This window comes from Acidovorax sp. FG60, assembly GCF_057808995.1.
In genome coordinates, this window is record NZ_JBMDJC010000021.1 from 39,058 (window position 1) to 51,954 (window position 12,897).

14 protein-coding genes are annotated in these 12,897 nt (G+C 65.2%); 8 read left to right on the forward strand and 6 right to left on the reverse strand.

Annotation, left to right across the window (positions count from 1 at the left end):
* Nucleotide 1: 1 nt before the first annotated feature.
* A complete protein-coding gene (locus ACODS0_RS23105) occupies nucleotides 2-919 on the reverse strand; it encodes a LysR family transcriptional regulator (RefSeq protein ID WP_488837416.1) in 918 nt (305 codons plus the stop codon).
* A gap of 111 nt (nucleotides 920-1,030) precedes the next feature.
* Here ACODS0_RS23105 and gstA point away from each other — a divergent pair, with 111 nt between their 5' ends.
* Genes gstA through ACODS0_RS23120 form a run of 3 tightly spaced genes read left to right on the forward strand, consistent with a single transcriptional unit; the run spans nucleotide 1,031 to nucleotide 2,273 of the window.
* A complete protein-coding gene (gene gstA / locus ACODS0_RS23110; RefSeq protein WP_488837417.1) occupies nucleotides 1,031-1,639 on the forward strand; it encodes a glutathione transferase GstA in 609 nt (202 codons plus the stop codon).
* 32 nt (nucleotides 1,640-1,671) lie between these two features.
* Complete coding sequence (locus ACODS0_RS23115) at nucleotides 1,672-1,899, forward strand: tautomerase family protein (RefSeq protein ID WP_121421962.1); 228 nt, start codon at nucleotides 1,672-1,674, stop codon at nucleotides 1,897-1,899.
* Nucleotides 1,896-2,273, forward strand: a complete 378-nt coding sequence (locus tag ACODS0_RS23120; protein WP_055400737.1) for a nuclear transport factor 2 family protein — start codon at nucleotides 1,896-1,898, stop codon at nucleotides 2,271-2,273. Before ACODS0_RS23115 ends, ACODS0_RS23120 begins: the two co-directional genes overlap by 4 nt.
* Before the next feature lie 144 nt (nucleotides 2,274-2,417).
* On the opposite strand, the gene ACODS0_RS23125 is transcribed toward ACODS0_RS23120, so the two are convergent.
* Both ACODS0_RS23125 and ACODS0_RS23130 read right to left on the reverse strand, forming a co-directional pair.
* Entirely contained in the window at nucleotides 2,418-4,322 is a 1,905-nt protein-coding gene (locus tag ACODS0_RS23125; RefSeq protein ID WP_488837420.1) for a GspE/PulE family protein, read from the reverse strand.
* 22 nt (nucleotides 4,323-4,344) lie between these two features.
* A complete protein-coding gene (locus tag ACODS0_RS23130; protein WP_055394411.1) occupies nucleotides 4,345-5,148 on the reverse strand; it encodes an exodeoxyribonuclease III in 804 nt (267 codons plus the stop codon).
* Nucleotides 5,149-5,158: 10 nt separating this feature from the next.
* Between ACODS0_RS23130 and pyrE the strand changes: the two genes are divergently transcribed.
* The gene (gene pyrE, locus ACODS0_RS23135; protein ID WP_055394401.1) at nucleotides 5,159-5,857 is read left to right on the forward strand and encodes an orotate phosphoribosyltransferase; all 699 of its coding nucleotides are present in this window, start codon (nucleotides 5,159-5,161) and stop codon (nucleotides 5,855-5,857) included.
* A 5-nt stretch (nucleotides 5,858-5,862) separates the two neighbouring features.
* The gene (locus tag ACODS0_RS23140; protein ID WP_488837423.1) at nucleotides 5,863-6,573 is read left to right on the forward strand and encodes a DUF4124 domain-containing protein; all 711 of its coding nucleotides are present in this window, start codon (nucleotides 5,863-5,865) and stop codon (nucleotides 6,571-6,573) included.
* Between the two features lie 123 nt (nucleotides 6,574-6,696).
* Here ACODS0_RS23140 and gatB read toward each other — a convergent pair whose 3' ends face one another.
* From gatB to gatC, 3 genes are read right to left on the reverse strand one after another with little or no spacing between them, the layout of a single operon-like run.
* Complete coding sequence (gene gatB / locus ACODS0_RS23145) at nucleotides 6,697-8,145, reverse strand: Asp-tRNA(Asn)/Glu-tRNA(Gln) amidotransferase subunit GatB (protein ID WP_488837425.1); 1,449 nt, start codon at nucleotides 8,143-8,145, stop codon at nucleotides 6,697-6,699.
* A 1-nt stretch (nucleotide 8,146) separates the two neighbouring features.
* A complete protein-coding gene (gatA, locus tag ACODS0_RS23150; protein ID WP_228897654.1) occupies nucleotides 8,147-9,640 on the reverse strand; it encodes an Asp-tRNA(Asn)/Glu-tRNA(Gln) amidotransferase subunit GatA in 1,494 nt (497 codons plus the stop codon).
* A 12-nt stretch (nucleotides 9,641-9,652) separates the two neighbouring features.
* Nucleotides 9,653-9,952 carry an Asp-tRNA(Asn)/Glu-tRNA(Gln) amidotransferase subunit GatC gene (gene gatC / locus ACODS0_RS23155; RefSeq protein ID WP_055394393.1) on the reverse strand — a complete coding sequence of 100 codons (300 nt, stop codon included), beginning with the start codon at nucleotides 9,950-9,952 and terminating at the stop codon, nucleotides 9,653-9,655.
* A 206-nt stretch (nucleotides 9,953-10,158) separates the two neighbouring features.
* Here gatC and ACODS0_RS23160 point away from each other — a divergent pair, with 206 nt between their 5' ends.
* From ACODS0_RS23160 to mreD, 3 genes are all read left to right on the forward strand, one after another.
* The gene (locus ACODS0_RS23160; RefSeq protein ID WP_005798130.1) at nucleotides 10,159-11,202 is read left to right on the forward strand and encodes a rod shape-determining protein; all 1,044 of its coding nucleotides are present in this window, start codon (nucleotides 10,159-10,161) and stop codon (nucleotides 11,200-11,202) included.
* Nucleotides 11,203-11,332: 130 nt separating this feature from the next.
* Complete coding sequence (gene mreC, locus ACODS0_RS23165; protein ID WP_055394389.1) at nucleotides 11,333-12,256, forward strand: rod shape-determining protein MreC; 924 nt, start codon at nucleotides 11,333-11,335, stop codon at nucleotides 12,254-12,256.
* 31 nt (nucleotides 12,257-12,287) lie between these two features.
* On the forward strand, nucleotides 12,288-12,806 hold the full coding sequence (gene mreD / locus ACODS0_RS23170) for a rod shape-determining protein MreD (RefSeq protein ID WP_055394387.1): 519 nt from the start codon (nucleotides 12,288-12,290) through the stop codon (nucleotides 12,804-12,806).
* Nucleotides 12,807-12,897 lie beyond the last annotated feature (91 nt).

A 12,897-nucleotide genomic window follows, 5' to 3' on the forward strand; every position in this document is an offset into this window, starting at 1 on the left:
CTCAAGCCTGTGCCAGCCGATCGACGAGGAAATCCACCAGCACGCGCACGCGCAGGGGCATGTGCCGGTTGGCGGGATACAGCAGCGAAAACGGGCGAGAGGCACCGGCATGGGCGGGCAGCACCTCCCGCAAGGCGCCGCTGTGCAGATCGGCCTCCACAATGAACCGGTAGGTCTGCAGCAGCCCTGCGCCTGCACGCGCCAGGGTCACGGGGCCCAGGATGTCGTCGGCACAGCGCAGGTGGCCTTGGGTGGGCACCTCCACATCGCGCCCGGCGGCGTCGCGCAGTATCCATGGCACCGCCTGGCCGCTGCTGGGCAGCACAAACTGGATGCATTCGTGCGCCGCCAGGTCGGCGATGGCATGCGGCGTGCCGCAACGCGCCAGGTACGCCGGGGCAGCGACCACCACCAGGGCGGCGTCCTCCAGCTTGCGCGCCACCAGCCCCGAGTCGATGGGGGCTCGACCGCGCACGGCCAGGTCATAGCCTTCTTCGGTGAAGTCCACGTTGCGGTTGCTCAACTGCAGTTCCAGCTCCACGTCGGGGTAGGCCTGCGCAAATGCGGGCAGCAGGGGCAGGATTCGGCAGTGCCCGTAGGAGGTGGGCAGGCTGAAGCGCACGAGGCCTGCCGGGCTTTGCTGCTGGCCCGACAGCTCGCGTTCTGCCTCGGCCAGCTGGCCCAGCGCCGGGCGGCATTGCTCGTAGTAGCGCTTGCCTGCGTCGGTCAGCCGCACCTGGCGCGTGGTGCGCTGGAACAGCCGCACGCCCAGGCGCGCCTCCATGCGCGCCACCGATCGGCTCACGGCCGCCGCCGTCAGCCCGGCCGCCTGGGCGGCGGCCGTGAAGCTTTGCCACTGCGCGGTCAGGCAGAACAGTTCGATGCTGCCCAGCTTCAGGTCGTCAAATTGGCGCGCCATGTTCTGTTTATTACTTCATGTAATCAGTGAAATTCCTGAAGCCTAGTTTATTGCTGTTTGCATCCTCAATACCATCGCTTCATCTTTCCACCACGCTCCAAAGGCAACCCCATGAAGCTGTACTTTTCTCCCGCCGCCTGCTCCCTGTCGCCCCACATCCTGTTGCGCGAATGTGGCCTCACTTTCGAACTGGAGAAGGTCGATACCGAGCGCCACCGCATGGCAGACGGGCGCGATTTTTATGCCATCAACCCCAAAGGCCAGGTGCCTGTGCTGGAGCTGGCGGACGGCTCCCGCCTCACCGAAGGCCCGGTCATTGCGCAATACATCGCCGACCAGGCCCAGGCCACGCAGCTCATGCCCGCAGCTCGTACGCTGGCGCGCTACCGGGTGATGGAGTGGCAGAACTACGTGAGCACCGAGCTGCACAAGTCCTTCACGCCCTTGTTCCACGCCGGGCTGGACGACAACGCCAAGGCCACGCTGGCCGCTCTGCTGCGCAAGAAGATGGACTGGCTGGACGCGCAGCTGCAGCACGGCCCCTACCTGACGGGCGAGCACTTCACGGCGGCCGATGCCTACCTTTTTGTGGTGCTGGGTTGGGCCAAGTTCGTGAAGCTGGATATCAGCGACCTGGCCCATCTGCAGGCTTTCCTGCGCCGTGTGGCCGCGCGCCCCGCCGTGCAGGCCGCGATGCGGGCCGAAGGGTTGCTGGGCTGAGAGGCCATTGCTTCATCCCAAGGAAAATAGCCATGCCTTACATCAACATCAAAGTGACCCGTGAAGGCGTCAGCAGTGCGCAAAAAGCGGCGCTGATCCAAGGCGCCACCGATTTGCTGGTGCGCGTTCTGAACAAGGAGCCCGCCACCACCTTTGTCGTGATCGACGAGGTCGAGACCGACAACTGGGGCGTGGCCGGTGAAACGGTGACCGTGCGCCGCCAGCGCGCTCGCGCCGCCGCCGACGGGAGCGCGCCATGAGTGACCCGCGCTTTGACGCAGTCGCCGCCGTGCTGCAGGAATATTTCGACGGCCTGTGCCACAGCGATACACAGCGCCTGCGCCGCGTGTTCCACCCGCAGGCGGTCTATGCCTGCGCCACGGCCGAGCCTGCGGTGATCCTGCGCATGGAGGAATATTTCCCCATCGTGGACCAGCGCCCCTCGCCCGCCAGCCGGGGCGAGACGGTGCAGGAGCGCATCCTGTCCATCGAGTTTGCCGGGCCGGTGACGGCCCTGGCCAGGGTGGAATGTGCCATCCTGCCCAAGCACTTCACCGACCTGCTGACCCTGATCCACGTGGACGGGCGCTGGCAGATCATTGCCAAGGTGTTTCACTACGAGCTGGATCGCTGAGGCGGCGGTGCGCGCAAGCCGGTGGGCGAGTTCCTCTTCTCGGAAGGACTCATTGATTGATAGCTGCTAGCGCTTGTCAGATAAGCGCTAGAGCCCAATTTGGCTAAAAAACCGGCGGCAGGCATCATCGGCGGTGGGCCCGCCTCACAGGTTGGTTGCCGCGACCACTTCCGACATGTCGGTCAGCCCCTGCAGCACCTTCTCGATGCCGTCCTGGCGCAGGGTCAGCATGCCGGCGGCCAGTGCCGAGTGGCGGATGTCCGAGGCGGGGGCGCGGTGGCGGATGTGCTGGCGAATGGTCTCGTCGCTCATCATCAGCTCATGGATGCCCAGCCGGCCGTGGTAACCATGGCCTTCGCACTTCGTGCAGCCCACATGGCGCCACAGGCGCAGCTCGCCCTGTGCGCCGCCGTGCTGCTGGCGCCAGCGCGCCACCTGTGCCTCGCGGGCCTCGGGGGAGTTGTTGGTGCCGCTGTCCAGGTACTGCGATGCCAGGCCCAGCAGCGTGTCGTGGTCGGCCACACGTGGCTCGCGGCAGGCTGTGCACAGGCGGCGCACCAGGCGCTGGGCCAGGATGGCGAGCAGCGAATCGGAGAAGTTGAACGGGTCCAGGCCAATCTCCAGCAGCCGCGCAATGCTCTCGGGCGCCGAGTTGGTGTGCAGGGTGGACAGCACCAGGTGCCCCGTCAGCGAGGCCTCGATGGCGATGCGCGCGGTTTCCTCGTCGCGCATCTCGCCGATCATGATCACGTCGGGGTCGGCCCGCAAAAAAGTGCGCATGGCGGCGGCAAAGGTCCAGCCGATGCGCGGGTTCACTTGCACCTGGCGCAGGCCCTCCTGCGTGATCTCGATGGGGTCTTCGGCCGTCCAGATCTTGCGGCCTGCGGTGTTGATGTCGCGCACCACCGAGTGCAGCGTGGTCGTCTTGCCGCAGCCCGTAGGGCCGCACACCAGCACCAGGCCATAACTTTTTTGCACCACGGAGCGCAGCGCCAGCAGGTTGGGCTGGCTCAGGCCGATGTTCTCCAGCGGCAGGGGCTTGGCACCCGCCAGCAGGCGCAGCACCACGTCTTCCAGTCCGCGCGAGGTGGGCACGGTAACCACACGCAGCTCCACCGGTGGGCCTCCGAAGCGCGCGAAGTCGATCTTGCCGTCCTGGGGCTTGCGGTGCTCGGAGATGTCCATGCCCGCCATGATCTTGATGCGCGCCACCATCGCAAAGCGGTAGCGCGCGGGCAGCTCCAGGTAGGGCGTGAGGTCGCCGTCGATGCGCAGGCGGATGCGCACGTTCTGCGGCGCGGGCTCGGTCTCGATGTGGATGTCGGACGCGCGGTGGTGAATGGCTTCGTCGATCACCGAGTTGATGAGCCGCACCAGGGTGTTGTCCGACTCGCTGATCACGTCGGCCTGCTCGGAGTCTGCGTCCGGGACGGTGCTGCCCAGGTTGGCGGCCAGCTCGCGCGAGGTGGCGCGGGCAGCGGTGGTGGCGTCGGCGCCGCCAGACTGGGTGCGGTAGGCGCGGTGGATGGCGGGCATCAGCGTGCCTGGCGCGGCCTGCAGCGGAATGAGCCGCCGCTGCGTGAGAAACCGCAGTTCGTCCAGCAGCACGCGATCGAGCGGGTCGGCCATCAGCAGCACCAGCGCGTCATCGCGGGCAATCAGCGGCAGCACCGATTCACGCTCTGCCATCGCCCGGGGCACCATGGCCAGGGCCGCCGGATCGGGGGTGATGTCGCCGGGGTGCACGGTGTAGTCGCCCAGCCACGCGGCAATGACCTGGCGCAACTGCTCCTGTGTCAAGACACCGTCATCCACCAGGATCTGCCCGATCAGCCGGTTCTGCCCGGCGCTGCGCTCCTGCTGCTGGGCCTGCAGGCCGTCTTGCAGGGCCGACGGGGACAACATGCCGGCGTGGATCAGCGCCTCACCCAGGTGCCGCGCCTTGCCGACGGTGGGATGGGGGGCGGAGAGCTGTTTCCACAAGGATTCCGCATTGGGCGGGCGGAATCCGTGGGCGGGGAGGGAGGGGGGAACAGCGGTGTCGGTCATCAAGGGTCAGGAGCGGGCATCGTCAAAGGCTGAAGTCATAGTCCACCGTGATGGGAGCGTGGTCTGAGAACTTTTCACCTTTGTAGATGGATTCAGCACGTGCCAGCGCCGCGAGCGCGGGGGTGGCCAGGTGGTAGTCCAGCCGCCAACCCACGTTGTTGGCATACGCCTGCCCCCGGTTGCTCCACCATGTGTAGGCGGTGTCTGTGGCGGTAGGTTGTAACTGACGGTAAACGTCTATGATGCCGCCGCCCTCATCAGTTGTGTGCAACAGTTTTGTCATCCAGGCCCGTTCTTCGGGTAAAAAACCACTGTTTTTCTGGTTGCTGCGCCAGTTTTTGAGGTCGATTTGCTGGTGCGCAATGTTGATGTCGCCGCACAGAATGAAGTCACGTTCGCGCTTGACTTTCATCAGGTGGGGATGGATCTCGGCCAGGAACCGGAACTTCGCCTGCTGGCGTTCTTCGCCCGAGGAACCACTCGGAAAGTAAGCGCTGATGATCGACAGCTTGCGGGCCGGTGTGTCAAAACGCAGCTCCACATATCGGCCTTCTGTATCGAATTCCGCTGACCCATAGCCAATGACTACATCAGAGGGTTCGTGCCGGGTATAGATGCCCACGCCGGAATAGCCCTTTTTTTGGGCATAGTGGAAGTGGCCCTGCAGGCCCGCCATGCGCTCGAACCGGTTGGCCATGTCGGCAGCCTGGGCCTTCACTTCCTGCACACAAATACAATCCGGCCGCGTGGCTGCCATCCAGCTTTCCACGCCTTTGCTGGTGGCCGAGCGGATGCCATTGAGATTGAGGCTGGTTAACTTGAACAAGGAATTCCCCATGGTGGATGTTGGCGCGCAAACCTCTGAACAGGGCCAGCTGGCGCAGGATTTTGTACGTTTTGCCGTCGAATCGGGCGTGCTGCGGTTTGGCGAATTCAAGACCAAGGCGGGGCGCCTGAGCCCGTATTTCTTCAACGCAGGGCTGTTCGACGATGGCCGCAAGATCGGGCGGCTCGCGGAATTCTATGCAAAAGCCCTGCTGGCCAGCGGCATCGAATTCGACATGGTGTTCGGCCCTGCCTACAAGGGCATTCCGCTGGCCGCTACCGTGGCCGTGGAGCTGGCGCGCCTGGGCCGCAACGTGCCCTTTGCCTACAACCGCAAGGAGGCCAAGGACCACGGCGAGGGCGGCACGCTGGTGGGCGCACCCCTCAAAGGCCGGGTGCTGATCGTGGACGACGTGATGTCGGCTGGCACCGCCGCCCGCGAGTCCATCGCCATCATCCGCGCTGCGGGTGCCACGCCGCATGCGGTTGCAATTGCGCTGGACCGCCAGGAAAAAGCCACGGAGAATGGCCAGGACGTGGACCACAGCGCCGTGCAGTACGTGCGCGAGCAACTGGGCATGCAGGTGTGTGCCATTGCCCGGTTGGCAGACTTATTGCTGTATCTCTCCCAAAACGGGGAAGAGGGGATGCGCTCGCATCACGAAAAGGTGCTGGCCTATCGCCAGCGGTACGGTGTTAACGAAGGGTAGACCATTTGAGCAAGTCGGCGTGGATCATGGGCGGGGTGATGCTGCTCACCCTGGGCGCAGAGCTGGCCTCGGCACAGTCCCAGGGTGCGACGGGCGGTATTTACACGTGCGTGGACCGCAACGGCCGTCGGCTGACGGCCGACCGGCCCATTCCGGAATGCCTGGACCGCGAGCAGCGCGAACTCAGCCCTTCGGGCATCACGCGCCGCCAGATTGGCCCCTCGCTCACCGAGCTTGAGCGCGCAGCCCAGGACGCCCAGAACCGCAAGGATGCCGAAGAGCGCGCCCGTGTGGTGGAAGAGCGCCGCCGCGAACGGGTGCTGGTGGCCCGCTACCCCGACAAGGCCGCCCACGATATGGAGCGCGCTGCGGCCATCCAGATGGTGGATGACGTGACGGCCACCGCAGAAAAGCGAACGCTGGAGCTGAAGGCGGAGCGCAAGAAGCTCGATGTGGAGATGGAGTTCTACAAGAAGGACCCCAACAAGGCCCCCATGACGCTGCGCCGCAAGATCGCTGAGATTGACGACAGCCTAGCCGAGCAGCAGCGCTTCATCGCGGGGCAAGACCAGGAAAAGCGCCGCGTGCATGCGCGGTTTGACACCGAGCTGTCGCAGTTGCGCAAGCTGTGGGATGCGCAGCGTGTGCCCCCCTCCGCAGCGTCTGCTGTCGCGGCGCCCGCTGCCAGCGCGGTGCCTGCGGGCGGCAGCCGATAACCCACCGAGTTAGGGTAGCAGCGGACCATAGAACGCGCCGCATCGCTGCCTCGGATGGACAGCATAAAAGCAAAGGGGCCGAAAGGCCCCTTTGTTTTTGCGGCAGCTTCAACAGCCTTGCGCTCAGTCCGCCAGTTTGGCGCGCAGCAGTTCGTTGACCTGCGTCGGATTGGCCTTGCCCTTGCTGGCTTTCATGATCTGGCCGACCAGCGCGTTGAAGGCCTTGTCCTTGCCCGCGCGGAACTGCGCCACGTTGTCGGGGTTGGCGGCAATCACTTCGTCGATGATCTTCTCCAGCGCGCTGGAGTCGTTCATCTGCTTGAGTCCCTTGGATTCGATGACGGCATCCACGTCGTTCGACTCTCCGGTCCACAGCGCGTCAAACACCTGCTTGGCGGCGTTGTTGGAGATCGTGCCGTCGGCAATGCGGCCGATCAATGCGGCCAGCTGAGTTGCCGTGACAGGGGCCTGCTCGATACCGGTCTCCGCCATGTTCAGGCGGCGCGACACCTCTCCCATGATCCAGTTGCTGGCCAGCTTGGGCTGGCTGCAGGCTTTGGCGGCCGCTTCAAAGTACGCCGCCATGGCCTTGCTCTGCGTGAGCGTGGTGGCGTCGTACTCGGGCAGGCCATAGTCCGCCACAAAACGTGCGGCCATGGTACGAGGCAATTCGGCCATTTGCGCCCGTTCTTCCTGCACCCACTGCTCTGAAATGTGTAGTGGAGGCAGGTCGGGGTCTGGGAAGTAGCGGTAGTCCGCCGCATCTTCCTTGGTCCGCATCGCGCGCGTTTCGCCCGTGTCCGGGTCGAACAGCACGGTGGCCTGCTGGATCGCGTGGCCGTCCTCGATCTGCTCGATCTGCCAGCGGATTTCGTAGTCGATGGCCTGCTGCATGAACTTGAACGAGTTCAGGTTCTTGATCTCGCGTCGTGTGCCCAATTCGGCGCCGGGCTTGCGTACCGACACGTTGGCGTCGCAGCGGAAGCTGCCTTCCTGCATGTTGCCGTCGCAGATGCCGATCCAGGTGACGATCTTGTGCAGCTCCTTCGCGTAGGCCACGGCCTCTTCGGACGAGCGCATGTCGGGCTCCGTCACGATCTCCAGGAGCGGTGTGCCCGCGCGGTTCAGGTCGATACCACTCTGGCCGATGAAGTCTTCATGCAAGGACTTGCCTGCGTCTTCTTCGAGGTGGGCGCGCACCAGGCGCACGGTCTTTTTCTCATCGCCCAGAAAGAATTCCACCTCACCGCCTTGCACCACCGGAATCTCGAACTGGCTGATCTGGTAGCCCTTGGGCAGGTCGGGGTAGAAGTAATTCTTGCGCGCAAAAATGCTCACTGGCGCAATGTGGGAGCCGAGGGCGAGTCCCAATTTGATAGCGCAGGCTACGGCCTCGCGGTTCATCACGGGCAGGGTGCCCGGCAGGGCCAGGTCCACCGCGCAGGCTTGCGTGTTGGGCTCGGCACCAAAGGCGGTGGGCGCGCGGCTGAAGATCTTGCTCTTTGTTGCGAGCTGGGTGTGGGTTTCGAAGCCGATGACGACTTCGTAGCCATGGATCAGTTTGGCGGTCATGTCAGAAGCCCTCCGGACGGCGGAGGTGGAAATCGGTGGCTTGCTGCAGGCGGTGCGCAGCGTTCAGAAGGCGGGCTTCCTGAAAGTAGTTGCCCAGCAGCTGCAGGCCCACAGGCATGCCGCCCTCGCCAAAACCGGCGGGCACGCTCATGCCCGGCAGGCCAGCCAGCGAGCCGGGCAGGGTGAAGATGTCGGCCAGGTAGTCGGCCAGCGGGTCGTTGCCGTGGTCGCCCAGCTTCCAGGCCACTGTGGGGGCCACGGGGCCGGCGATGACGTCACAGCTCTTGAACGCGTTCTGGAAGTCGTCGGCAATCATGCGGCGGATCTTCTGTGCCTGCAGGTAGTAGGCGTCGTAGTAGCCGTGCGAGAGCACGTACGCACCGATCATGATGCGGCGCTTGACCTCGTCGCCAAAACCTTCGGCGCGGGTCTTCTTGTACATGTCCACCAGGTCGGTGTAGTCCTTGGCGCGGTGGCCGAACTTCACGCCGTCAAAGCGGGAGAGGTTGGACGACGCTTCGGCCGGAGCAATGATGTAGTAGACCGGAATGGACAGCTGCGTGCGCGGCAGGCTGATGGGTACGAGTTTGGCGCCGAGCTTCTCGTATTCCTTCAGGGCACCATCTACGGCGGCGCGCACGTCGGGCGCCAGGCCTTCGCCAAAGAACTCGGCGGGGATGCCGATGCGCAGGCCGTCGATGCTGTCGTTGAGCTTGGCGCTGAAGTTTTCGGCAGGCACATCGAGCGACGTGGAGTCGCGGTCCGGGTCGGGGCCGCACATGGCGGACAGCAGCAGCGCGCAGTCTTCGGCCGAGCGGGCCATGGGGCCGGCCTGGTCGAGGCTGGAGGCAAACGCGATCATGCCGTAGCGGCTGGCGCGCCCATAGGTGGGCTTGATGCCGGTAATGCCGCAGAACGAGGCGGGCTGGCGGATGGAGCCGCCGGTGTCGGTGCCGGTGACGGCCGGGGCCAGGCGTGCGGCCACGGCCACGGCGCTGCCGCCGGACGAGCCGCCCGGGATGCGGTCGGTGGCCCAGGGGTTGCGCACGGGGGCGGGGGCGTCAAAGCCCACGGGGGCGACGGCCGAGTTTTCGTTGGCCGAGCCCATGGCGAACTCGTCGCAGTTGAGCTTGCCCAGTGTCACGGCGCCCGCGTCGGCGAGCTTGGTGACCACGGTGGCGTCAAAGGGCGACTGGTAGCCCGCGAGCATCTTGGAGCCGGCGGTGCTGGGGAAATCCTTGGTGACAAAGATGTCCTTGTGCGCAATCGGCACGCCCGCCAGCGGGCCGGCGGTGCCTGCGGCGATGGCTGCGTCTTGCGCGCGGGCCTGGGCCAGGGTGATGTCCGGGTTCACGGCCACGTAGGCGCCCAGGTTCTGGTGGGCCTGTGCGCGGGCGAGGAAATGCTGGGCGGCCTCGACGGCCGAGACGCGGCGCTCGCGCAGCTCGGTGGCCAGCTGGGCCACGCCCAGGTCATGCAATGCGGTGGAAGTCATGCGGCGGGGCTCTTACTCGATCACTTTGGGCACGAGGAACAGGCCTCGTTCGACAGCGGGGGCGCTTTGCTGGTTGGCTTCGCGCTGGTTGGGCTCGCTGGCCAGGTCTTCGCGCAGGCGCAGCTGCACGTCCTGGATGGCGGCCACGGGGTGGGCCAGGGGCGTGACGCCCGAGGTATCCACAGCCCGCATCTGTTCCACGATGTCAAAGAAACCATTGAGCTGCGTGAGCATGCGCTCACTTTCGGAAGGTGTCAGCTCAAGCCGCGCCAAGTTGGCAATGCGGCCGATGTCCTGGGGGGTCAGTGCCATAGGGAGGAGAATCTAGAGAAACCAGAAGTAAAGCTGTGATCCGGTGCTCGCCGGAGGGAGTTATTCACAGGGGATGGGGTATTATCCCGGCTTTGCCGCAAAGCTCCCGGAATGGGAGTCAATTGCGTGAAAAAAGCCAATAAACACCCCTGAAATACCTGGCGATGGCAGGCCGACGTGCATGCCGTGCCCGAGAGGACTTTTGAATGTTCGGAGCTTTCCGTCGGTACTTCTCCACCGACCTTGCCATTGACCTTGGCACAGCCAACACCCTCATCTTCGCCCGCGACAAAGGTATCGTTCTTGATGAACCTTCCGTCGTCGCCATCCGCCACGAAGGTGGCCCCCACGGCAAGAAAGTCATCCAGGCCGTAGGTCGTGAAGCCAAGGCCATGTTGGGCAAGGTGCCTGGCAACATCGAAGCCATCCGGCCCATGAAGGATGGCGTGATCGCCGACTTCGTGATCACCGAGCAGATGATCAAGCAGTTCATCAAGATGGTGCACCCGCGCACGCTGTTCACCCCCAGCCCGCGCATCATCATCTGTGTGCCCTGCGGCTCCACCCAGGTCGAGCGCCGCGCCATCAAGGACGCGGCCGAGGCTGCGGGCGCCACGGCGGTGTACCTGATCGAAGAACCCATGGCTGCTGGCATCGGCGCTGGTCTGCCCGTCTCGGAAGCCTCGGGCTCCATGGTCGTGGACATCGGTGGCGGCACCACCGAAGTGGGCGTGATCTCGCTGGGCGGCATGGTCTACAAGGGCAGCGTCCGCGTGGGCGGTGACAAGTTTGACGAGGCCATCATCAGCTACATCCGCCGCAACTACGGCATGTTGATTGGCGAGCCCACCGCCGAAGCCATCAAGAAGAACATCGGTTCGGCCTTCCCGGGCTCCGAAGTGCGCGAGATGGAAGTCAAGGGCCGCAACCTCAGCGAGGGCGTGCCACGCAGCTTCACCATTTCGTCCAACGAAGTGCTGGAAGCCCTGACCGACCCGCTCAACCAGATCGTCTCGGCCGTGAAGAACGCGCTGGAACAAACCCCCCCTGAGCTGGGCGCCGACATTGCCGACCGGGGCATGATGCTGACCGGCGGTGGCGCTCTGCTGCGCGACCTGGACCGCCTGTTGGCCGAGGAAACCGGCCTGCCCGTGCTGGTGGCCGAAGACCCGCTGACCTGCGTGGTGCGCGGCTGCGGCATCGCCCTGGAGCGCATGGACCGCCTGGGCAGCATTTTCACGAGCGAGTAAGCCAGCGGGCCTGTATGCTGCAGGCACTTTTTTCGCTCTGAATTGCATGACTGCACCTGCTCCAATGCTTGTTTCTGAGCACCCGCCCGTGGAGCCGCCTCCACGCGGCAGATCCTGACCGCTGCGCACCATGCCCCTGGGTACTCTGGAGCGCAGCGCTCCCCCTTTCTTCAAACAGGGCCCTTCGGCCCTGTCGCGTTTGGCCGTGTTCAGCGCGCTCGCGCTGTTCCTCATGGTGGCCGATGCACGCTTTCAGATCACCGGCCCCTTCCGTCAGGCCGTGGCCACGGTGCTGTACCCCGTGCAGTGGCTCATGCTGCAGCCCGTGGAATTCGCCAGCCACGGGCGCAGCTATTTCCAGTCGCTGCAAACCGCGCAGGATGACCTGGATGCCGCCCGCAAGAAAATGACCGTGATGGGCCAGCGGGCCAACCAGGCAGATCAGCTGGCGATGGAAAACCAGCGGCTGCGCAAACTGCTGGAGCTGCGCGACCGGCTGCAGACACCCGCCCAGGCGGCCGAGGTGATCTACGACACGGCCGACCCCTACACGCGCCGCGTGGTGCTGGACCGGGGGCAGATGGGTGGCGTGGAACTGGGCGCCCCCGTGATGGATGAAGCCGGTGTGCTGGGTCAGGTCACCCGCGTGTTCCCGCTGGTCAGCGAAGTCACCTTGCTGGTAGACCGCGATCAGGCGATTCCGGTGCTGAACATCCGTACCGGTGTGCGCGGCGTGGCCTATGGCGACCCGGTGGCGGGCCATGGCGGTGGCATGGAGCTGCGCTTCATGCCCGCCAATGCAGACATTCGCGAGGACGACCTGCTGACCACCAGCGGTGTGGACGGTCTGTACCCGCCCGGCCTGCCTGTGGCGCGCGTGGTGCGGGTGGAGCGCCGTGCCGACTCTGCGTTTGCGCGCATCTATTGCATACCGCTCGCCCAGGTGCAGGGCGCGCGCCATGTGGTGGTGCTCAAGCCGCTGGCCGACAATGAACTGGCGCGTCCCGAACCCGCCCCGGCTGTCCCCGCCAACAAGCGCGGAGGCCGCAAGTGAGCCACCGCTTGACCCCACAAGGAGGCCCACGATGATCATGCCGCGTGGTGAGCCCCTGCTGATGCCGGTGAACCCGGTCTTCATCTGGGCCAGCTTGGCTGTGGGCCTGGCCATCAACATGCTGCCGCTCGGCCGCATCGTCTGGACGCCCGATGTGCTTATGGTGCTGCTGGTCTTCTGGGGCGTGCACCAGCCGCTGCGCATCGGCATGGGGGTAGCGTTCCTGCTGGGCCTGTGCATGGACGTGAGCCAGTCGGCGCTGCTGGGCCAGCATGCGCTGTCCTATACCGTGCTGTCGTTTGGCGCGATTGCCATTCACCGCCGCCTGCTGTGGTTCAGCGTGCCGTCGCAGGCCTTACAGGTGTTGCCCCTGTTTGCCCTCGCCCACGCGATCGAGCTCTTGCTGCGGATGGCGTCCGGGGGCATATTCCCGGGGCTGTGGAGTTTTCTCGCACCGGTGCTGGAGGCCTTGCTGTGGCCCCTGGCCAGCTGGGTGCTTCTGGCTCCGCAGCGCCGCCCGCCCGACCGCGACCAGAACCGGCCTCTGTAGCCCATCATGCCTTTCTTGATGCCCGCGCATTTCGCCAGCGTTCCGCCTTGGCCCCTGGGGGTTGAGCCTGGGCTTGCGCGCGCCCGAATGG